The organism is Candidatus Chlorohelix allophototropha, assembly GCF_030389965.1.
Classification (GTDB): domain Bacteria; phylum Chloroflexota; class Chloroflexia; order Chloroheliales; family Chloroheliaceae; genus Chlorohelix; species Chlorohelix allophototropha.
Window position 1 is genome coordinate 944,267 of record NZ_CP128400.1, and the last position, 22,868, is coordinate 967,134.

A 22,868-nucleotide genomic window follows, 5' to 3' on the forward strand; every position below is an offset into this window, starting at 1 on the left:
GCTAGAAAAATTGAAGTCGGCAATGATAAAAGCTACTAAAATAGCTATATGCTACTATTTATCCTCGAAATCAAATCATTTACTAACTATTATCCGGTTTTTTAAGCATTAAGGGCAAGGATTACACTTTGGAATCTCCTGAAATTACTATAACGCGCGGTTTTATCTCGCTGGATTGGGGACAGATTCATTACCGGACGGCAGGGCAAGGTATTCCGCTGGTGCTTTTGCATAAAACCTATTTCTCATCGCGTAGCTATAGCAAGGTATTGCCCTTGCTTGCCGACGGTTTCCGGGTAATTGCGCCCGATCTGCCCGGAAATGGTGAATCCGATGATCCTCCTCGCCAATGGGAATTGGAAAGGTATGCGATAGAGCTACTTAAGTTTTTGGATAAATTGGGGATAGCTAGATTTCACATTGCAGGGGCGAGTTCAGGGGCGGCGCTTGCCTGCGAAATTGCCGCAAGTTATCCAGAGCGGGTCTTAAAACTTGTCTTGTTTGGGTTGCCGCGTTGGTTTGATGAGGCGGCGCGAGAAACAATGCGCCATGACCCGGTTTATTACGGGGCGCTTAAAACCAGTGAGGATGGCAGCCACCTGACCGAAATCTGGCAGCGCAATTATCCGAACTGGCAGCATTTACCTTTTGAGAATTTCCACCACTATTTTATGGATTTTATCTCGCGCAAGCCCCGCGCTTACGAAATGGTTGAAGCAGTTTTGCGCTATCCTGAAGCGAGTCGCCTGCCACTGATCCTGCCCACCATCCCGACTCTGCTTGTATCGGGCGATGCTGACGAGCGGTTTGCGCCATTCATTGAGGATACAAAAAGGTTAGTACCGCACGCGCAGGCGGTAGCGCTTCCACCCGGCAGTATGTTGGCATTGCGCGACCCTACGCTATTCGCCTCTACTATCAGGGAATTTGTTTCCGGTTGAGCTTTCGTAGGGCTTCATCTATTGCGGTGCATTCGACGCAATCAGCGCCGAGTAAGTGAGAGTCGCTATGGCGGGCGCGTACCAGTGCAGTAATTGCAGTACGCTCACCTAGTTCGCCTAGGGCAGTGGCGGCAGCAGCTTTAACAAGGCTGTTCTCATCTTTAAGAACCGCGATAAGGGCTGGAACAGCGCGACGGTCGCTCATTTTGCCGAGCGCATCGGCGCTATATTGCCTGACTAAATAATCGTCCGACTCGTCTTTCCGCTGCAAGTTGTCCACTAAGAGCTTGAAAGCGGTTTCGGAGTTAAACCGCGAAAGAGCAGCGGCGGCTTCTACTCTTACCATTGGCTCGGAATCTTTCAAAGCATTTGTCAGAGCAGGGAGTGTTGCTTCATCCCCGCTTTTCCCAAGACAACCCACTAGGCTGACTTTCACTCCTCGGTCGGTTTCTTTAGTCAGTAGCGCCAATATTGCCGAGCTTTCCGGTTTACCGGCAGTGGAAATTAATGCGCGGGCGGCGGCGCGGCGGGTAGCTCCCGGATAACCACCCTCTAAAATTTCCAACAATCCCTGAATATTACCTTGCGCTTCAAGCTCGGTAACCATCTGAGCGTAATCTCGTAGAGGACGGGTGGGTGGTCTGAACTCTGGAAACTCCCAATCGCCACTCATACTTTGCTGCTCCGATTCCACCAGCCTAGAACTTTCGCCCATGTAGTTTCGGAAGCCAGTTCGTGCAGCGCATTAGCTACGTGCGGTTGTCCGGGTTGTCCTTGTAGGTCGATAAAGAATACGTAATCCCATGCTTTTTGCTTGCTTGGGCGACTCTCGATGCGCACCAAATTAATATCATAGCGCATAAAAATATCGGTGACGGCATGCAAAGTTCCGACCTTGTCTTTTATTGAAATCATGATGGCGGTAATTGGCACACCCTCATCGCTATTGTTAAGCACGGGCATAGGCCAGCGCGGGCGATGCTTGTAAATTACGAAGAAGCGAGTTTGGTTGAAATCAGCGTCTTGAAGGTCGGAAGCAAGCACTTTCAGGTTGTAGGCTTCGGCGCAGAGAATCGGGGCAATTGCTGCTGCATCGGTTCTACCCGCTACCAATTCGGCAGAACGTGAGGTGCTGGTTTCTTCTACTATTTCAACGTTAGGCAGGTTATTCTGTAACCAACCTCGCGCTTGCCCTAGCGCCTGTGGGTGGCTAAGCACCACTTTAATCTCATTGAGACTTTTGGGTCCGTTCTGCGCTACCATCAAATGGCTGCGTATCGGGAGCATGATTTCAGCGCAAATCATTATTTCATCCAGATCAGCACGCCCAAACATATCCAGTGTATAGGTAACGCCGCCTTCCAGCGTATTCTCTACCGGCACTACTCCGTAATCAAGCTGCGAATTTCCTACCGCTAGAAAGACATCGGCGATGGTACGCATCGGAATTAACTCAGCTTCGCTGCCGAATTGTTTCAAAGCGGCTTCATTAGTATAAGTAGCAGCAGGTCCTAAATAACCAACTTTCATGGAATATTATCGCTTTTCCTTATCAAGAACAAATTATAGAATTGAAACACTAAGGGTATGATAGCTACTTTCTGTGGGCTGTCAAGAAAGAAGAGTAAGGGTGTGGTACTTAGGACTTCTACCTACGCTCGCCCACTACTTATTTCCCATAACATGAACTGGCACTCAAAATGAATAAGAGTTATTCTTATAGTATTAAGACGATAAGTGGCTTTGTGCTACTTCAATCGAATTGAACGTAGTTGAAATGTTGTAGTCTGGAGGTGCCTTATGGCTGCCTTGCATAATACCACCGCACGGCATCCTAGCTTGCCCGGATGGAATATAGCCTGTATTCCGCTACTGGAATTAATCAATACTGATTCAGACCCTTCTTTTTTTGGGGCAAGTGTATCTGGTATTCAAGCACAGAAGATTTGTAGTATCCTCGAAAAAACAATCGCGAGATTACCCTATCGTACCCTTATTGCTCTTGATCTAAAAGGCATTGCCAACATGGAAGCTCCCACGTGGGAATACTTTGGTCCAAAATTGCTGGAAAGGGTATTAGCCGGAGAATTTGGCGCTGAAAAAAGGCTGGTTTATCTGGTGGGTGATGAGCATTGGCTTGCTGACGATTTGCAATGGGCTTTCGAGCGAATTTTCGAAAAAAGCAAAGCCAAAGCCTATAATTGTGCGGCACTCGTGCCAAATGCGGGTAAGGGCTATTGCGGTATCCTCGTTCCTATTTATGCTGAGGCGCTCAACCTTTTGAATAAATATGGCAATCTCAGCACTCTTGAGCTATATTCGCTGCTGCGTCGTCGTTACAGCCTCGCGCCAGCCCATGCCGATCGTTGTTTGGCAGCGCTCTCGAAACTTGGTTTAATCTATCGGCAGAGTTCATTCGACCGCATCCAGTCACCTTACGATTTAAATGCGCGTGGCTACGCTCTAACTATGACCGAAGTAGAGATAAGATCAGCCGTTGCAGAAGCCCAATCTGCTTCTGACTACCGCTACTTCGCAGTCTGAACTACCTCGAATCGCCCCATTTTCTGTAGTTTGTAATACTCATATATTAGCTCATATATGTTAACCTACTAACCAGATTAACCCCATTGAATAAAAAACCGCAAAATTATCCTGTTTGGCTGACTCAGGGGTACCAGCCACTAGATTAACTTTGCCCTGCAAAGGGATCGACTTTAAGCGAGTAGTAGCAAGCTGCTACCCGCTATAAATATACATAGAAAGGCTAACTCTAGATGTTGCAAAGAGTAATAGCAGTTTACGGTAAGGGCGGCTCCGGCAAAAGCTTTCTCTCCTCATGTATAAGTGTGCGCTTGGTACAACGCGACACCCGCGTGCTGCAAATCGGTTGCGACCCCAAACACGACTCAACTGCCACCCTCTTCAAAGGTGTACTTCTTCCCACCATTCTCGAAGTTTGGCGCGAGTTCCATGAAAACGGTGATGACGAAAGCCTGAGCGCGGGCAACGTTATTTTCGAGCGCAACGGCGTTTATGCCGCTGAACTGGGTGGTCCTGAAACCGGACGCGGTTGCGGAGGCAAAGGCATCGTGCTAGGCTTTGACACTTTGGCAAAGCTAGGGCTTTTTGAATGGGATTTCGATGTAGTGCTGTTGGATTTCTTGGGTGACGTGGTATGTGGTGGCTTTGGAATGAGCTTTGCGCGGAGTATCGCCCGTGAAATTATCATCGTGGCAGGCAACGACCAGCAATCGCTCTATGTGGCAAATAATGTCAGTCGCGCGGTAGCGCATTACGCTGAAGAAGGTAGCGAGAGCCGTGTGCTAGGCATTATTATCAACAAGGATGATGGTACAGGAGTAGCGCAAGAATTTGCAGATCGCATTGGAGTGCCTGTATTGGCGAATATGCCGTTTATCCCGGAAGCGGTAATGGCAAAAGATGCATTTGAAGTTATGGAAATTCCCGCTATGCGTGACGCAGTTGACCAACTTATAGAAAGTATCAATAGGCATGAAGCGGTAATCCCAAAGCCGCTAGATTTTGAAGAGTTTTACAAGATGTTTCGCCAGAAAGCGCGCGGCAAGTTGCGCAGCGCAAACCTAGATGAACTGGTAAGCCGCGAAACCGCAGGGAAGGAGCTTCTGTATGTCCGATAAGCCGCTGGATGATTTAAAAGCGGGGCGCAGCATCAATCTCGCTGCAAAGGGTGAAAATGTTGGAAATGGCAAAGGCGATTGCAGTATGCACAGCGCTACCATGTGTCCGGCTTTCGGCTCGTTGCGCGTTACAATGCGTATCGAAGGGCTTGTGCCGGTACTGGTAGGGGCGGTGGGTTGCCTCTATGGGCTGGATTTTGTCTCCCACTTTTATGCTGCCAACAAGCCAATCGTGTCTCCTTCGCTTACACCGCGTGAGTTGGTACAAAGCGACCTAACCGATAAAGTGATTGATATTGTAAAAGACGTTGTATCCCATGAAAACCCGCGCATGATTGCGGTAATGTCCTTGTGTACTCCTGAAACTTCCGGCTTACATCTTGAGCTTATCCCGCGCCGTATCGGGCAAACCGAAATTATACCGATGCGCGTTCCGGCTTATAGCGTGCCAACTCATGCCGAAGCTAAGGACGTGGCAATCAGCCAGATTCTCAAGCGTATTGGCGAGAACAATGAGGCAGCGGGTGTGGCTTCCGCGCAAGATGGGCTAGTTTCTATCGGGGAAGTGTTTCCCACCGATCCGGTGCAATTGCAGATTGCAATAAGCCGCCTCGGTATAAAAATGCAAGCTGCCTTGCCCAGCAAGGAAATTTCCACTTACTATGATGCGCCAAAAGCTAAAGTCGGGGCGTTGTTACATCCTTTCTACGACCGCACCGCTCGCGAACTGCGCGATCAGGGCTTGAAGATTTTGCACAGCGCACCCGTAGGGGCAGAAGGCACTTTTAGCTGGTTCATGAATCTGGGTCGTCTTTTGGAGCTTCCCGCCCATGAAGTGCGCGATATTGCCAATGACGAAGCTAATAAAGTGGCAGACGAGCTTGAGAAAAGTCGGTTGGACGGCACGCGCATTATGATTGCCGGTTATGAGGGAGGCGAATTGCTCTTTGCCCGTCTGATGATTGAAGCGGGTGCAACCGTCACCTTTGTTTCAACTAGTGTGAAAGCCGGAGCAGGAACCAAAGAGGATGCCGAGTGGTTAGCTGATCGCGGCGTGAAAGTGATTTTCCGCAAGCGACATGAGGACGATATTGAAGAATTGCTCAATAACCCACCTGACCTGTGTATAGGTTCTAGCAACCTTGAAGCGCATGCCAAACGGCGCGGTATTCCTTCGGTCTATTTCACCAATATAGTGTCCGCGCGCCCGCTGCTATTGTCCAGTGGAGTACGCCCGTTAGTGGAACAGATGAAGTTAATTCTCAGCCAAACCAACCGCTATACCGCTATGCGCGATTTCTTCGCGGATGCCGCTATTGAAGTGGGCGTGCGTGAGCCGATTTCGCTGAAACAGTAAGGGCAAGAGGGCGTTAAAATGCGCCCTCGTACCAATTCGCAACTAGAAAGAAAGGCAATTCACTCATGCCGAATAAAGACCCATTTTCCGCTGATTTTGACCCAATGGATGAAGATGCTTTGAATTTGGGAACAACCCAAGCCGTAAAAACCAAACCCGTTGTCGCTAATGGTGTTAAACCTAAAGCAGTTGCCAAAGTATCTAACGACCCTATGGAACAGGATATTGGCGAAGCTGAAATTGGATTCACTCCTGCTAACACCGGAGTCAGCAACTTCTGGACAACCAAAAAGTCGGCAACGCCCGCTCCGGTAGCCCCCCCTCAGAAACCTGCTAAAGACCTCGGCTACGAAGACGCTGATGAAAATAACGCCGCTTTCACCCGCCGCAAAGCCGTGAAAGGCGAAGAAAGCCAGCGTGAGCATATCCGTGCCAGCGCCAGTCGCATTTTTGGCGAGGAAGAAGGCAGAAAAGCGCCCAATATCCCGCTGGATACGCCCGTTTCCAACGGCTACTGGGGCGCAATGTTTACTTTTACTTGTATGAGCGACGTGGAGGTGGTGGTGGATGCCCCGGTAGGTTGTTACAGCCTGCCTGCCACCGCGACCATTAACTATACCGATGCTTTGCCTGAAATCGGCAACCTCGCCAGCAGCAATATCACCGAGGTTGAAGTAACGCTAGATGGCACTACCCGTAGGGTTATGGACGCGGTTCGCCGCGTAAAGGAACGTGAGGAACGCGCCGGGCAAAAGAAGCATCTCATCGTGGTAAGTAGTCAGGAAAGCGAGCTTATCGGGGCTGACCACGTTATGAGCTTGCAGCGCAAACATCCTGATGTCATTTATTTTAGCAGTCGCGCTTTTGAACTAGACGAATGGAAGGCACGGGATGTTTCATTGCTATGGCTCTATCAAGAACGCAAACGCCGTATTGCTGCCGGATTGGTCGAAAAATCCCCGCCCGCCAATTTTGCCAGCACTCCCACTCACCGAGTGAATATCATTAGTTCAACCTACAGTTGCTTTAACAGCTATGCCGATTTGCATGAATTGGAAAGGCTGGTGCGTGGCGCGGGTGGCGACCTGTATTTCAGTTTTCCCTTTGGCGCAAAGTTCGCCGATATGGACAGGCTGGATGAGTCGGCGGTTAACGTGGTGATGTACCGTGAGTTTGGCGAGTCGCTGGCAAAAGAATTGGGCAAACCCTATCTGTTTGCGCCGTTCGGGATGCAAGAAACTACCGAGTTTGTTTTGCAACTCGGCAAATTACTCGGCACCGAAGAACAGGCAAAAGCCTTTGTGGCAAAAGAAAAGCGCGAAACGCTACTGCCTATCTGGGACATTTGGCTTGGCGCGCCACAGGACTTTTACAATACTACCAAACTTGCCATTATTGCCAATGAAAGTTATGCGCTAGGCTTGACCAGATTTTTAGGCGATGAACTTGGCATGGAAATCGGTACGGTTATCAATCGCCAGAAATCCAACGATACCAATAATTATATGCTGCGTAATCGCTTACAGGCAGAACGCCCTACCGTAGTGATGGGCAGTATGAATGAGCGGATTTATATGGCGGAAGCAGGATTGACTGCCCGTTTTATCCCGGCGGCTTTACCCGTACCGTTTATCAACCGTTCGGTTGGTACGCCCTATATGGGTTATATGGGGGCGGTGTATGTGATTCAGCTTGTCACAAATGCAATTTTTGATGTGTTGTTTGATATTTTGCCGCGCGAACGGCGAGATGCTACTGGATTACCGGCAGGACCCGGCGGTATGCGCCCTACCGCAAATGCCGCCCCGCCTGCGCAAGGTGAAAAGCACTCGGCGAAACTGGATGAACTCAGCGAGTTGAAGTGGCGCGATGAGGCAAAGGCAATATTCGATCAGCTTCTTGAGAAAGTTCCCTGGGTAGCGCGTATTTCTGCCAGTGATAAATTAAGGCAAGCTGCCGTATCTGAAGCGCGTGCGGCTAACCTTGAGGAAGTTACGGTAGAAATGGTGATGAAAGCGCTACCTCAAGTTATGCGATAAACAGTAGCTTTATAAAGGACGTGGGTAACTGCGTCCTTTTTTTGATTTCAAGGCATAATAAGAGGGGGCGAAGTTTTGTACCTCTCCCCCTCTAAATAAATCAACTATTTTAAGCGCCGATCGCCATGTTGATTACCTTGAAAACCAGCACAATTGCAGTCATTCCCAGATAGCCCCACATACAAAGCATTGCCAGATTCTTAGTAGTTGACCAGATTGGTTTAGGCAGACTATTCAAAGGACTCATCCGCCAGCTATTTTTATCTAGTTTTGGCTCTCTAACCATACCTTCATTCTTTTTCTGCCGACTGATGAAGGCGATTACTCCAGTGATCAGCAACCCAACGGTGAGAATTGTCGCCAGAATAAGCGAAAGGATGGTTACATCAATTTCCGGGAAAACTGTGGTTATTGCCATCACAAATGATAGCATCATCAGTACCCCGATTATAACTGTGCCAATAACGTTTAACCAAGTCGGGTTAGTCCATGGACCTAACACATGTTTGTCGTTGCACAGCAGCAGTAGAAAGACCGTTGCGCTGGGCAATAGCAATCCGGCTAAAGCTTGTACACCCATAGTAATCAGCCCAAGAGGGGCATTAGGGATTAGCACTATTGCTGCCGCTACTATTACTAACCCTGCATAAAGCACATAGAATAGCCGCGCATCCTTGAAATTGCGATGCAGCGAATGTTTAATACCAAAGGTGTCGCCAAAGGCATAAGCGGTGGACAGCGAAACGGCGGCGGCTCCAATTATAGAGGCGTTAAGCAAAAAGATTGAGAACATCGCGCCCATCCAGAAACCGGATACATCGGCAAAGCCCTTGGCTACTGCACCGGCATCACTGAACTGTCCGTGAAAAGAAGTTCCGTTAAAGGCAAAGGCAGCCGCAATAATCAGGGCGGCGGCTCCAAAAGCTGTAATGAAAGCGCCGATATAGGTATCCATTTGTTCGTACTTAATCCAGCGCGGGGTGATGCGTTTGTCAATTACATTGGATTGCTGGAAGAATAGTTGCCAAGGTGCAACCGTAGTACCTACGATTCCGATAATCAACAGCAAAGCTTTTGAATCAAATTTACCCTCAAGACCCGGAATGAATGTATCATGCATAATCTGTCCGGCTGAAGGATGGCAGAAAATTATCAATAGCGGAACTAAAATCAGGTTAAGTGCGATAAAGAGATACATAAAACGTTCCCAGCGGCGGAAACTGCCGGTTATCACCATAATAATCAGCAAAGCGGCTGAAACCGGAACCGAAATAGCTTGCTCAACTCCAAAAAAGCTCAACGCCATCGCAATACCGATAAATTCAGTTACAATGGTTAGGAAGTTTAGAAGGAACAGGTCTCCAATCGAGAAAGCCGCCCAGAATTTACCGAAGCGTTCCAGAATCAAGCGTGCATGCCCTACGCCTGTGACTGCACCGAGACGAACAACCATTTCCTGATTAACAATCAAAACCGGGATGAGTAAAACAATTACCCATAAAAGACTGGTTCCATAGTTCTGCCCTGCTTGGGAATAGGTCGCAACTCCACCAGCATCGTTGTCGCCCACCATCGCGATCAAGCCGGGTCCCATGATTGCCAACATGGTCAGGATTTTCTGTTTCAAGGAGCGGCGCGGGGTGGTATCGTTCACCCGGATGGTGCCCAACGCGCCTTTGATGTCGCCCAGATGTGCCTCATCCAGCACAGCGCTCCGAGCGACGGAGACATTTGGCTCAATCAACGAGACGTTTTCATTTATGGTCATAGCTTCACCTCTTCCTTCTGCTTGAAATTCAGATAGTAAATCCATTTTTCCTCTTACATTGCTACTTAATTAAGCGTATTGCTCGCCCTCTCGCTTGATAGAGACTACTCAGGAGAGCCGATAAGCAGCGCAAAACAACACGGTAATTTCCAATGCGTCATTGCACCAAGAACCGACTATCCCCAGAAACGATCTAGGGAGTTAGAGCTATTCTTTTTACCTGTAATACCCGTTGTGCTGCAATGTTAATTAACGAACCAAGAGGGTGCAGGCTGAAAAACTAAGTAGCATGTGGAAGAAAATGCGGGAAATAACGGAAGGTAAATGCGCTAATAGCGCAGAAGAGATAAAAGGAGGTGAAGCCAATAATATTAAAGGTTACGCTACCTTTACCTCCTTACCTTGGGTTTTCCCAAAGTCTTCCAAGTTACTACGGTCTGCATCCATAAAAGGATGACTCCTTTCACTAAGCCGATAGTTACAATTGTTCCTTATAGGAAAGCGGGAACAACTACTAAATATGCATGTAACGATCAGTAAATCAATAACCTTATCAAGTTATTTATAACATTTTCGATGGTATTAGTCAACCCCTTGTGGTAAAATTCACAATTAAATATTGGTAACGAGTTTAAAATCAATGTGTTAAAAAACGATTATTACTCAACTCTAACACTACTAATTAGCCTGTGCTATCTATGATTCTAACCCTTCATTCTGTAGGGTAGTAGCATCATAACCTGATCTAATATTAGAATATCATTAATCTATTGACTTAATTCTATTCCCAAACATACAATGATTATAAGTACCTATACTTTTGCTGGCTTGTTCCGGTCAGCTACCTAGCATATGCCATTAGTATTGTTAAGCCATCTTCTTGATACTCCAGTCCTAGATAAGTCGGGGAAAGAAATAGCTTCTCTGAAAGACCTTTCGGTTTGTTTAAACCCGGCGGGAAAGAATAACCAACTAAAGGAACCCCATCCTCACCTAACGGGGTTGGTAGCCGAGAAGGATGATGAGGAATGGTGGATTCCCCTTCGGCAAGTCCAATCATTTGGTGAAAAAGAAATAAAATTATCTGTCTCGGTCAAAGAGATTGTTAAGTTTGAGCGTTTCCCAGGCGAAGCTTTGCTAAATGAAGATATACTCGATAAACCTTTGGTAGATTTGCAAGGGCGAAGAGTTGTACATGCTAATGACCTAGTGCTTAGCATAGTTGGCAACCAACCAGTTATCTGGCTAATTGCAGTAGATGTGTCCCTGCAGGCTCGGCTACTACGCCTTATACCCTTTCTTTCGAAAAAAGGCGGGTTGTTGGCGTTGGATGATGAAATGCTGGATTGGTCTGATGTGGAATATCTGACCAGTAGCGCACCCGAAGCGCGCCTTGACATCGAGCACGAACACCTAGAAGGGTTGAGCGTGGCTTATCTGGTGCCTCTATTAGAGGAATTACCCCCAGAGCTTGGCGCCGAAATCGTGGAGGATTTAAGCCCGAAGGTTGCGGCATCAGTGCTGGAAAACATAAGACCCGATTGCGCTGTAGATATTCTGCAGCTACTAAAAGAAGAAGACCGTTTGGAAATTTTCACTAATATGAGTCCGGCGGTAGCGAATCGTCTATCTGAAGTTCCTGACCGATTGTTGTAATTCAGAACTACGCCCTTAAATTTTGGTGCGGTTTGCAGCCCATCTATGCCTGTGCTAAACTGCCATGCGGTTATGGTAAAAACGATGCATGGAGGTTGTTTACCCCTTGTTCCGCTCTTCTGTGATACGTTATCTTATTTTAACGGGTATATGTGGTTTAACCTTACTGGCACTTGCCGCCTGTGCCGGTGGTGATTCCACCCCTCTCAGCGATATATCGCTGGATAGCCCCGTGCTGGCGGTGGATGGGCTTGGCGCACCTAAAACGGTGAATCTAAGCTACCGAATTAATGAACCATCGCAAGTTAGTCTTACCTTAGAAGGTTCTGGCAACACCCGCTACCTTATACGTCAGAATGAGGCGCGTCCTCCCGGTAACTACACCACTATCCTGAACGGGCTGGTTGATTTGGATGAGAACGGGTTGCCACAACATCGTCTTTTACCCAACGGCAATTACCGTTATATACTGGCGGTTACTTCTGGAAATCAAAGCAATTCTGCGCAAGGGCAATTGAGTTTGAGCGGCAACTCCAACGAGGGCGCACCTGAAATCAGCAACCTCTCCGCCTACCCGTCCGTTATCAGTCCCAATTTTGATGCGCTGGACGATGTAACGACTTTGAACTGGCGCACTTCACGCCCTGCTACCGTGACGGTTTCGATTTCAGGGCAAAATAGCTTTAACAAAGTGCTGAAAACAATTAAAAACCAGCCTGCGCAAGAAGACCAACTGGTTTTCGATGGGCGCGACCTCAAAGGTGACCCGCTGCCTGATGGCATTTATACTTACACAATTACCGCGGCGGATGCTTACGGGCAGGTGACGCGACGTAGCAGCACCCTTGAGGTGCAGGGCGGCGGCAAGCCCAGCGTAACCGTAACTTCGGTTGATATAGGTCCTGAAGAGATTATCAGCGGAAACGAAGTGACCTTGCACATCAAAGTCAAGAATACTGGCAAAGTTCCGGTGCGCTCACAAGGTCCTTATAGCGGTTTCAGCTACAGTTCTCGCGAAGTGTATAGTAGCATCGAGAACGGCAATTATGATGAGAAAGCCGGATTCTGGCGCATCGGCGTGGATTTCGAAGCGAACAACAGCGCGGGAGCAATACGCTATCCTTGGCGTTGGGGTTTTGGCAAAGAGTTCCTGATGCCCGGTGAGGAAGCCGAGGTTACAGGCAAAATCCGAATAGACCGTAATGAGCAACGCATCGTGTTGTATGTGGGCTTGATTCAGGAAAAAATAGCTCTACGCGCCGACCGTTTGAAGGTAGTACAGGTTAAAATTAGCTACTAACCCCTTGTAGCTTTGCATATCGAGGTTTAACAGGCTGTCTTATGCCTACTGTTAAACCCGATGCTGCGAAATATTCTCCACTTTGCGCCCACCACAAAAAAGCTAAAAGAGGTCAAGGAGACATCACTTGCACTCCCTTTCCGCCTTTGCCTCCGCTCTATCCGCATCAAATGTTTAACTAATAAATTTTGCCTGAACCCTATTGACAACTTATTTGGTTGGGAGTAAGGTGGGATTTGGTTAATTAACTAATTGATTAATTAATCAAAAAGAGGAAGAGCAAAAACTGATGGCAAGACCCAACACAAATTCTGAAGAAAAGAAGACACAGCTTGCGAGAGTGGTACTGCATAGGTCGTAAAAATCTCTCTTATTCCGATTGAGGAATTGAAACAGGGAGAAAGTGTTCCTTTGGTAAGATTTTGGGTAACTATTCAGATACGTCATATTGATTTGAGTGTTTCGAAAATACAATATATTGTATAGAATACCCTATTTTAGGTATATGATAATCTTGAAAAACCTACTAAATAGATCAAATCTTGATAATGATCTACCCTATATAGAGTTTTGAATTTATTTCCTACAACATATCGGTGTAGGGGGTCTGAATAATTACAGTTTTTTACTATTTTTTTATTTTATCCTTTGCAAATGCTTTGTAAATTTATGCCTTTTTTTAACATAGTCTTGTTATTATTTACAGTGGCAAGCAATAACTGCTTTTTATATTTTAGAACTTACGGCTGGAGCAGTAAAACGATTCTGGGATATAATTAAGGGGCTTAAACCTCTTACCTGAAGCGAAAGCCTTAGTATTTCTGGTAATTTCGAGGAGATTTTTTAATGGATGAGGAAAAGGGTATTGTACCCGAAACAAAAGCTTCAAAAGTAGAAACGACTAAAGGTGGCAAGAAAGTTGCCTCCAACGCTGACATTAAACGCCCCGGCGAACTTGCAACATCCGGTGCGGATAGTGGTGAGCCTGCCGGAAAGAGAATTTCGCGGTTGGGTAAGCCTGTTTCCAAACGCAAACGACGCAAAGTATGGCCCTGGCTCGTGGCACTAGTCGTACTAGCTGGAGCAGGCGCAGCCTCCTATTTCATCTGGTTTAATAACTCCCAAAATTCCAATGCTATTCCCGCTCAAACTTCCACTGTAAGCGCAAGCTCAGTAGTAGGGCTTTCGGTAGCTTCCACCGGACAGGTGCAAGCTAAAGCAGACCTTGCGTTAACCTTTGGCGCTGGTGGAACCGTTACGCAAGTGCTTGCAAAGCAAGGGGATGCCGTCAAAAAAGGGGATGTAATTGCCAAAATTGATGATAAAGATTTGCAAACAGCGGTTACAACCGCGCAGGCAAGCCTGAGTTCAGCCAAAGCAAATTATGATAAACTTAAAGCTGGTTCTACCGATATTGATTTGCAGAAAGCACAAGAGCAATTAAAACAGGCTCAGATTTCGGCGCAAAAAACCCGCAGCGGCAACGCTCTGCCTACTGATATTCAAAGCGCAAAATCCCAAGTTGAATCGGCTAAAGCACGCTTAGCGCTAGACAAACAGGGCGGAAGCGACTATGACAAAGCGGCGGCTCAAGCATCGGTTAGCTCAGCACAAGCAAACTTGAGTTCGGCGCAGGCAAAATTGGATGCCTTACTGGCAGGACCCGATGCTGCTACAATCTCGGCAGCACAAGTAAAATACCAGCAAGCACTATCAAACCTCGATAAAACTAAAAGTAACCTCTACACCTCGGTAGTGAATGCTCAGGTTTCCCGCGACCAAGCTTTGAATGCTTTGAAAAACGCGCAGGATAACTATAGCTCTATCTATAATATTAACCACAATGCTGATGGTACACTCAAATCGGGTGTAAAAGATGCTGACATCACTAAAGAAACCACTGCCCAACGCGCTTTGCAAGATGCACAGGGTGCATATAATCGTGCTGATATAGCACTGAATGATGCAAAAGTAAGCTATGATACCGGCATTCGTAACGCGCAGTCTACTGCCGACGACGCGAAGGTGCAATTGGACAAGGTAATGGCAGGTCCACTCGCTTCTGACATTTCCACCGCCCGCGCTGCGGTTGATCAGGCTACTGCCTCGCTAAACAACGCTCAGGCAAGTCTAGTCAAGCTAACCCCTACCGATTCTACAATTGCTTCGGATCAGGCTTCAGTCGATTCAGCGATTGCCAACCTTGCCAAGCTAACATCAGGCGGTACTGCCAGCGATATAGAAATCGCCGATTCTAACGTTAAACTTCAGGAACTGACTTTGCAAAACCTGAAAAACGGCACTACCCCTAGCGATCTGGCAGTGGCACAAGCACAAGTAGATTCGGCACAAGCCAATGTGGATAAAGCGAAAACGCAACTCGCGAATGCTTTAATTGTTGCGCCGTTCGATGGCATCATCTCTTCGTTGCCGCTGGTGGTCGGTCAGGTAGTGGGTGCAAGCACTACTGCCGCGCAAATTGTTGACATTTCGGAACTGCACGCTGATGTCAACGTAGGTGAGTCGGACATTGCCAAAATCAAATTGGGTATGGGTGTTACCCTCAACTTCGACTCAATCGCAAATCGTAGCTTTACCGGGAAAGTCACCTTTATATCGCCTAAAGCTGTGGTTCAAAGCAATGTTGTCTCCTACCTCGTCACCGTAACGATGGATGCACAGGGCAAGAACAGCCTTCAGGACGCTTTCCCTGACCAGTATCAGAAGTATCTCGCCGCAATCCAACAGAATCTACGGCAAGGTCGCCCCGGAACGACAGGTACTCCTGTGGCAGGTGCTACAACAGGGGCGGCAGGTGCTACTACTGAAGCGGCGCAATCTCCCGGCGCAACTACTGCCGGTGGTCAAGGACGGCAAGGTGGGCAGGGTACTGGCGCTGCTGGCGGACAAGGTGCGGCGGGTGGACAAATACCCGGTGCTGCTGGCGGACAAGTACCCGCGCAGTTCCAAGCGCAAACTGCTCAGCTACGCAATCAGTTAGGCTTCTGCGGCTTCACCCCCTCCTTTGGTGGCGGCAACCAACAGCAGCAAGTACAGCCCAAAATTGGTATGACTTCTAACGTTATCTTCTGTTTGGATGCTAAAGCCGGAGTGCTCTCTGTACCTACCCGCGCCATCAAAACTGGCACAGGAACCGATGGTAGACCATATCGTTATGTGCAGGTACAGGATGCTAACGGCGCGACCGTAAACAAAACCATAACTCTCGGCTTGCAGGGCGATAGCGCCACCGAAGTAACCAGTGGTGACCTGAAAGAGGGTGACAAGGTAGTGTTAACCGTGACAGTTACTACCAGAACCACCACCAACAATGGGGCTAACCCATTCGGAGGTGGCGCTATTCCCGGCGGCGGTGGAAGGATTGGTGGTTAAGTATGATCAGCATTCATAACATCACTAAAACCTACTGGATGGGAGATGTGGAGGTCAACGCCCTACGGGGCGTTACCTTCAACATACAAGACGGTGAGTTAATCGCAATTATGGGACCCAGTGGTAGCGGTAAATCTACGCTGATGAACATTCTGGGTGCGCTTGACCAACCTACCAGCGGCAGCTACGAAATTGACGAAGAAGAAGTTGCCGATATGAATGAAAACCAACTTGCTGAATTGCGAAACCGGAAAATCGGCTTCGTATTTCAGAGTTTTAACTTGCTGCCAAAGCTCTCCGCGCTTGCTAACGTGGAACTACCTATGCTTTATACCGGCGCTTTTAACAATGCCGAAAGACGCGAAAGGGCAGAAGCAGCATTGGAAGCAGTTGGCTTGGGCACAAGAATGCACCATAAGCCTAAAGAGCTATCCGGTGGTCAGCAACAGCGCGTGGCTATTGCGCGGGCGTTGGTAAATGACCCTTCAATTATTCTAGCGGACGAACCAACCGGAAACCTTGATAGCAAAAGCAGCGTGGAAATTATGAGCATTTTTCAGCAGCTAAACTATGACGAAGGTATGACGATTGTGTTCGTGACGCACGAACCGGATGTGGCAGCATTCACCCGCCGAATTGTGCGTATTCGCGATGGCGTAATCGAGAGTGATATACCGGTAGTGAATCAGAAATTGGCTTATCAGCCTGCTGCGGCTTTATTAAAATAATTACCAACCCATAAGTCGAATGACGAGCCTGAAGTATGAATATAATTGAATCAATAAGAATGTCCTTATACAACTTGGTCAGTAATAAAATGCGTTCTATGCTGACCATGTTGGGCATTATCATCGGGGTGGGGTCGGTAATTGCCTTGCAAAGTATCGGTGAGGGAACTATCCAGAATGCACTGGCGCAAGTACAACGCGCCGGTACAAACCTTATCACGATTAGCCCATCCAACCAATCTTTTCTAGGTATTGCTACCGGAGCTGCTAACCAAACTCTATCCTACGAAGATTATCTCAACCTCGCTGCTGACCCCAGTCTGACAGCAGCAGCCGGAGTTGACCCGGAGCTTAATAACGGTGGGCAAATCGTATTCGGTTCGCTAAACGCTAATGGACGCATTATCGGCACTACCCAAAGCTACCCTACGGTACACGACCAGACCCTTTCCAGTGGGGATTGGTTTACCGATGCCGATGTAAGCAGTAACAGCACGGTAGTGGTACTTGGTTCCAGCATTGCCGATACCCTCTTCCAGGGCGATGATCCGATTGGCAAGCAAATTCGTATCAACCGCACCAGTTTTACTGTTGTGGGGGTTATGACTGCGCGAGGTGGTACGGGCTTTGGCTCGGTCGATAGCCAAGTTTATATGCCGATAACTACCGCACAAACCAAGTTATTCGGCGCACGCAACCAAGGAGCAACTACCACCGGCAAGCGTGTGGACAGCATCGTGTTGAAAGCCAGTAGCGCTAATAATGTGGAGAAACTCATCGGGGAAGCCACACTGGCTATGCGAGACCTACACAAGATTCAGGGCACTCAGGATGATTTCACTATCACCAACCAGCAAGATCAACTACAAGCAGCGCGCGACCAGCAAAACACCCTTAACACCTTCCTAATAGTAATCGCTTCGATTTCGCTATTCGTCGGTGGTATTGGCATCATGAATATTATGCTGGTAACCGTAACCGAGCGCACTCGTGAAATCGGTATTCGCAAAGCCATCGGCGCGAAACCCTTTGATATTCTGCTGCAGTTTATCATTGAAAGCATAACGTTGTGCTTTGTCGGGGGGCTTATCGGGGTAGTGCTAGGAGTAATTGCCTCAGAAATTGTGAATGCCACCTTTATCCACACGGCGGTAAACGTCTCGGTGATGTTTATGGCAGTTGGATTTGCAATTGCAGTGGGTTTATTCTTTGGAATTTACCCGGCTAGACGCGCCGCAAAACTCCACCCCATAGATGCGCTGCGTTACGATTGATCAATTCCTTCAGGCAAGGGGCATAAGCCCCTTGTCTTTAATAGCTCGCACTGCTATTTATTGACCAACCAGTTCGACCTGATTGCGGTAAAGCTGAAAGTAGATACCCCGTTTCTCAATCAATTCCTCTTGCGTACCCATTTCGGCAATCTGCCCCCGCTCGACTACAATCACTCGGTCAACATCGCGAATCGTACTCAAGCGGTGCGCGATAATCAGAGCAGTGCGCTTTTCCAGCAACTTCCTGAGCGCATCCTGAATAATCGCCTCGCTTTCGGTATCAACGCTAGAAGTGGCTTCATCCAGAATCAAAATCGCGTTCGGGTTGTAGGCAATGGCACGGGCAAAACTCAACAATTGGCGTTGCCCTGCCGAAATATTCGCACCGCGTTCCTGCAAGGCATAATCGTAACCACCGGGAAGGCTATCTATAAAAGCATCTGCGCCAACCTGATGGGCGATATGTCGCATTTCAGCATCGGTAAGATGTGGGTTTCCAAGCCTGATGTTTTCAGCAATTGTTCCCTTGAATAGCACCGGGTCTTGTAGCACCAGCGCGAGGTATTGGCGTAAATCTTCCTGCGTTACTTCACGAATATCCACGCCACCGATGGTAATGCTGCCCTGCTGTATATCGTAGTTGCGCCCTAGCAAGCTCACGATGCTGGTTTTTCCTGCTCCGGTTGCCCCGACAATGGCTATTTTTTCGCCCGGCTTGATGGTAAAAGACATATCTTTTATTACCGGGAACTCAGGGTTATAGCCAAAGAGTACATGCTCGAAGCGCAACTCTAAACCTTGCGCTAAAGTACGCTGATCTTCCACCAAAGGGCGCGGGTTGACAGGGTCGTTCACTTCTTTTGGCATATCCATCAGACCGAAAATGCGCTCGCTACTGGTGCTGGCAGCCTGAAACGAAGTGTAACGCTCGGCAAGGTCGCGAATGGGCTGGAAGGCGCGTTCGGTGTATTGCAGGAAAGCTACCAGTAAGCCAAAAGTCACTGTGCTACCTGACGTAAATAACCAACCGCCTACTAAAATGAGCAACGCGCTGGCGAAGTTAGATAGGAAAGCCACCAGCGGCAGAAATATTCCGTTGGCATATACAATATAGCGGTTGCTCTGGTAATAATCATCGTTTAATTCGCTGAAACGGGCATAATTGAGAGGTTGGCGGTTAAATAGTTGCACCGTTAGCATACCGGCATAGTTTTCTGCTAGATAGCCCACCAATATTGAATACTTACGGCGTGAGTCGCGCCACGCTCGGCGCATCACTCCCCGAAAGAAAAAAGAAACGAAGAATAAAATCGGCATTACTGCCAAACTGACCAGCGCAAGGCGCCAATCTAGCAGGAACATAGTAATAAGAATAGCAAGTAGCGCCACTACATCGGCAACAATTGCCACTGCCCCTAGCCCTAGCAGATCATTGATAGCGTCCATATCGCTGGTCAAACGCCCAATCAGGCTGCCCGCCGGATAGCGATCGAAAAAGCCGAGCGAGTGCGATAGCAATTTTTTAAAGAGTTGCACCCGTAGGTCGCGCACCACAAATTGCCCCACTTTTTGCATCAAGTAGGCGCGTAGGTAGCGCGTTACAAAACCCGCTACGGTGGCAAGGATGAATAGCAACAGGATGATTTCGTAGCCCTGTAGCTTGCCGGGGACAATATACTGATCGATAGCGGTTTTGCTTAACAACGGACCGACCACTTCCAGCAAAGACCCCACGATGATTACCGGAGTAGCTAACAATAACAGTGTTTTATACTTGAAAGCATACTGCAATAAGCGCGAGAGCCTACCACCTGTATAATCCACGCTCAGGATTTCATCACCCTCGCTTTTAACATTTTTCTTGAGAAGTTTACCGCCTTTGCTATCCTCGCGAAGTTTGCGGTCACGATCTGCGGCGGTTTTACCGGGAAGAGCAGGCGCAGGGGTTTCATCAGCGGTATCCGTACCATGCAAGGTAGCTGCCAGCGCGTCATCATCTAGGAAATTATTCGCGCCCAAGGTCATTTCGCGGCGATACATCCGCGCATATAACCCGTCATTTTCAATTAGCTCGGCATGTTTGCCCTGCTCTACTACCCGTCCGTCATCCAGCACCACAATCCAATCCGAGTCTTTAACCAGCGTTAGACGCTGCGTAATCAGCAGAGTAGTACGTCCTTGTGCAGTTAGAGTTTTAAGATTGGCGGCAATCCGGTTTTGAGTGCGTGCATCTACGCTACTAAGCGCATCGTCCAGAATAATTACGGAGGAGTTGGGCAGAAGGGCACGCGCAATAGAAGCGCGTTGTTTCTGTCCACCGCTAAGTGTCACGCCACGTTCGCCCACCAGCGCATCGAAGCCGCCCGGTATTTGGGGCAAATCCTGAGAGAGTCGCGACAAACGCGCCGCCGACAGAACTTCGTTATGCTCGGCATCGCCCTTACCAAAGGCAATATTTTCACGCAAGGAAAGAGAAAAGAGCAGGGTCTCCTGTGGCACATACGCTATTTCGCGCCGTAAGGTCTCTAGCGGCAAATGGGACACATCCACCCCTTCCAGTAGCACACTGCCCTCATGGGGATCATATACGCGCCCTACCAGCGCTGAAAGCGAACTCTTGCCTGAGCCAGTTGGACCAACTACCGCTACGGTTTTTCCCGACTCTACCTTAAAACTTACGTCGCGCAAAACCCAGCGATCTTGATAGCGAAAACCGACATTCCGAAACTCTATCTCGCCCCGCTTATTTCTAGGTTCGGCAAGTGTCTCCGGCTTGGGAGGGTCGGAGATTTTAGGCTGACGCAGAAAAATAGTTTGCAAACGCGCCATACTGCTAGAAGCGGCTTGCGCTAACCCAAGCACCTGACCAAAGTTGGTGAGCGGCGGAACCAGCAACAAGAGATAAGCATTGAATTGTACGAATTGCCCGATAGTTAGGCGACCTGCCTCAATTTCATGACCACCGACCCATAAAACCAACGCAGTAGTCAAGCCGATGGTAAGCGAGATAATCGGTATCAGTAGGTTGTTCCAGCGTGCATAGCGCATGGTTTCTTCCAGATAGGTTTGGCTTTCTTGGGTGTATCGTGCCGACTCTGCGCCCTCACGATTGTAAGCCTTTACCACCCTGACACCCGCGAATACCTCTTGCGCCCGGTTACTGACCTCGCCCAGTTGATCCTGTGCGGCGCGGTAGTGCTTGTCCATACGCTTGGTGACATATGCGAAAGCAATTACCATAAACGGCAGGAAAACCAGACCGACCAACGCCAGTCGCCAATTTTGCAGGAACATCAGCGTGAGGGCAATTGAGCCAAGAAAAAGAGTGTTAAAGCCACTTATGGTAGCCTGTACAATCAGGTTGCGCTGGACGCTTATATCAGAGGTGCTATTTACTATCAGGTCGCCAATACTGGTTTCATCGAAAAAAGAGCGATCAAGCTTTTGAGTTTTGGTAAACAGGTCGCTGCGGATGTCAGCCTCGATCTGATGCCCGTTACGATTGATCGACCAGCGTTGCAAAAAGCCCAGTACCAGTTGCAGTAAGCCCAAACCGATCATTATAAAGCTAAGAATGGGTTCAAACTTGCCCTGTTGTAAGCTGTCTATGGCTAACCGCATTAAGTAGGGTTGGGTAAGGCTGATACCGGCAGTCGCCAGGAGTACAAAAAGACCCAAAATAAGGCTGCCCTTATACCGGGCGAGGTAGGGCAGCAAAGTTTTCAGAAAATGCATGTTAATTTTATTCTCTCAAGCCGCCTTGTTCAATTTTGGCGGTAATATACTACGCCCTCATGCTCTTCGGCTAAAATTTGACCTTCTAGTTTCAAACGCTCAAGATGGGAAAGAACCTCCATCAAGCCCAGATAACGGTTGAAGCCCTTCAGACGATCGCCCCAGATGGTATGTGCTACCCCTTTAGCAGTGAGTGGACCATGCTCTAACCCCGCTATGATCTTATTCATACGATGGCGATGATGTAGCTTCAGATTTTCGATACGGTGACGATGATTTCCAAAGGGATGCCCATGTGCGGGTAAAATCTCATCGACCTCCAGAGCAGCAAGTTTATCCAGCGAACTCATAAAATCACCCAGTGGGTCGGGGCGAGAACCGGGATATTGCCCGATATTACTGCTGATGGTAGTCAAAAGATGATCACCTGATAAAAGTAACCGCTGTTCGCGGTTGTACAACACGAAATGACCGTTAGTATGTCCGGGTGTCCAAACTACTTCCCAGCCATCAGTCTCATTCCGTAAGCTGACTTTCTCCCCACCTTCCACCAAAGTATCACCGGGCTTTAACTCTACCATCTGAATGGGAAAACCGGCAGGATCACCACCTAGATCAGCCGCGCCATTTCGCAATAACCATTTATACATCGCCTCATTTGACTCTTGAGGCTTCGCGGTACGGTAGCGCATGAAGTCATGGTCAAGCTGATGGAAAAAGATTTTTGCGCCCGGTGCAGCTTCACGCAGCGAAGAAAGCGCACCGATATGGTCGATATGGTAGTGAGTCAGAAAAATATCGGTTAACTGTTCAAAAGGAATATTCAGCGCCTTAAAGCCTTGCTGCAAATCTTCCCACGCCATTGGCAAACCTGTATCCACCAACGCGAGGCGGTTTGTGCCTTTTAGCAGATAAACATTGATATGGTAAGGTTCAAACGGCATGGAAAGTTTTATTTTGTAGAGATTAGCCGCAACTTCTTGAATAGCAGATGTACCAGAGTCAGACATTAGGA

15 protein-coding genes are annotated in these 22,868 nt (G+C 48.3%); 10 read left to right on the forward strand and 5 right to left on the reverse strand.

The window, feature by feature from the left end; all coding sequences use genetic code 11:
• The first annotated feature begins 128 nt into the window (after positions 1 to 128).
• Complete coding sequence (locus OZ401_RS16725; protein ID WP_341471585.1) at positions 129 to 941, forward strand: alpha/beta fold hydrolase; 813 nt, start codon at positions 129 to 131, stop codon at positions 939 to 941.
• Here the strand turns inward: OZ401_RS16725 and OZ401_RS16730 are convergent.
• Entirely contained in the window at positions 919 to 1,614 is a 696-nt protein-coding gene (locus OZ401_RS16730) for a HEAT repeat domain-containing protein (RefSeq protein WP_341471586.1), read from the reverse strand. The two genes, OZ401_RS16725 and OZ401_RS16730, sit on opposite strands and share 23 nt — an antisense overlap.
• Positions 1,611 to 2,471 carry a prephenate dehydratase gene (gene pheA / locus OZ401_RS16735; RefSeq protein ID WP_341471587.1) on the reverse strand — a complete coding sequence of 287 codons (861 nt, stop codon included), beginning with the start codon at positions 2,469 to 2,471 and terminating at the stop codon, positions 1,611 to 1,613. The genes OZ401_RS16730 and pheA overlap by 4 nt, the downstream gene beginning before the upstream one ends.
• 270 nt (positions 2,472 to 2,741) lie before the next feature.
• Between pheA and OZ401_RS16740 the strand changes: the two genes are divergently transcribed.
• The 4 genes from OZ401_RS16740 to OZ401_RS16755 all read left to right on the forward strand — a co-directional run bounded on the left by OZ401_RS16740 (position 2,742) and on the right by OZ401_RS16755 (position 7,999).
• A complete protein-coding gene (locus OZ401_RS16740; protein ID WP_341471588.1) occupies positions 2,742 to 3,485 on the forward strand; it encodes a hypothetical protein in 744 nt (247 codons plus the stop codon).
• Positions 3,486 to 3,718: 233 nt separating this feature from the next.
• Complete coding sequence (locus OZ401_RS16745) at positions 3,719 to 4,603, forward strand: nucleotide-binding protein (RefSeq protein ID WP_341471589.1); 885 nt, start codon at positions 3,719 to 3,721, stop codon at positions 4,601 to 4,603.
• The gene (locus tag OZ401_RS16750; RefSeq protein WP_341471590.1) at positions 4,593 to 5,960 is read left to right on the forward strand and encodes a nitrogenase component 1; all 1,368 of its coding nucleotides are present in this window, start codon (positions 4,593 to 4,595) and stop codon (positions 5,958 to 5,960) included. The genes OZ401_RS16745 and OZ401_RS16750 overlap by 11 nt, the downstream gene beginning before the upstream one ends.
• A gap of 65 nt (positions 5,961 to 6,025) precedes the next feature.
• Positions 6,026 to 7,999, forward strand: coding sequence for a nitrogenase component 1 (locus tag OZ401_RS16755; protein WP_341471591.1), 1,974 nt, complete (start codon positions 6,026 to 6,028; stop codon positions 7,997 to 7,999).
• Between the two features lie 109 nt (positions 8,000 to 8,108).
• Here OZ401_RS16755 and OZ401_RS16760 read toward each other — a convergent pair whose 3' ends face one another.
• Complete coding sequence (locus OZ401_RS16760) at positions 8,109 to 9,767, reverse strand: Nramp family divalent metal transporter (protein ID WP_341471834.1); 1,659 nt, start codon at positions 9,765 to 9,767, stop codon at positions 8,109 to 8,111.
• A gap of 852 nt (positions 9,768 to 10,619) precedes the next feature.
• On the opposite strand from OZ401_RS16760, the gene OZ401_RS16765 reads away from it, so the two are divergent.
• From OZ401_RS16765 to OZ401_RS16785, 5 genes are all read left to right on the forward strand, one after another.
• Positions 10,620 to 11,423, forward strand: coding sequence for a magnesium transporter MgtE N-terminal domain-containing protein (locus OZ401_RS16765; protein ID WP_341471592.1), 804 nt, complete (start codon positions 10,620 to 10,622; stop codon positions 11,421 to 11,423).
• Positions 11,424 to 11,529: 106 nt separating this feature from the next.
• Positions 11,530 to 12,723 (forward strand): FlgD immunoglobulin-like domain containing protein, encoded by a 1,194-nt coding sequence (locus OZ401_RS16770; RefSeq protein WP_341471593.1) that lies wholly within the window; start codon positions 11,530 to 11,532, stop codon positions 12,721 to 12,723.
• An 846-nt stretch (positions 12,724 to 13,569) separates the two neighbouring features.
• Positions 13,570 to 16,116 (forward strand): efflux RND transporter periplasmic adaptor subunit, encoded by a 2,547-nt coding sequence (locus OZ401_RS16775; RefSeq protein ID WP_341471594.1) that lies wholly within the window; start codon positions 13,570 to 13,572, stop codon positions 16,114 to 16,116.
• Between the two features lie 2 nt (positions 16,117 to 16,118).
• The gene (locus OZ401_RS16780) at positions 16,119 to 16,844 is read left to right on the forward strand and encodes an ABC transporter ATP-binding protein (protein ID WP_341471595.1); all 726 of its coding nucleotides are present in this window, start codon (positions 16,119 to 16,121) and stop codon (positions 16,842 to 16,844) included.
• A gap of 35 nt (positions 16,845 to 16,879) precedes the next feature.
• Entirely contained in the window at positions 16,880 to 18,118 is a 1,239-nt protein-coding gene (locus OZ401_RS16785) for an ABC transporter permease (RefSeq protein WP_341471596.1), read from the forward strand.
• Positions 18,119 to 18,175: 57 nt separating this feature from the next.
• Here OZ401_RS16785 and OZ401_RS16790 read toward each other — a convergent pair whose 3' ends face one another.
• Together OZ401_RS16790 and OZ401_RS16795 are read right to left on the reverse strand one after the other, a co-directional pair.
• A complete protein-coding gene (locus tag OZ401_RS16790) occupies positions 18,176 to 21,853 on the reverse strand; it encodes an ABC transporter ATP-binding protein (protein ID WP_341471597.1) in 3,678 nt (1,225 codons plus the stop codon).
• A gap of 29 nt (positions 21,854 to 21,882) precedes the next feature.
• Complete coding sequence (locus tag OZ401_RS16795) at positions 21,883 to 22,863, reverse strand: MBL fold metallo-hydrolase (protein WP_341471598.1); 981 nt, start codon at positions 22,861 to 22,863, stop codon at positions 21,883 to 21,885.
• Positions 22,864 to 22,868: the final 5 nt, after the last annotated feature.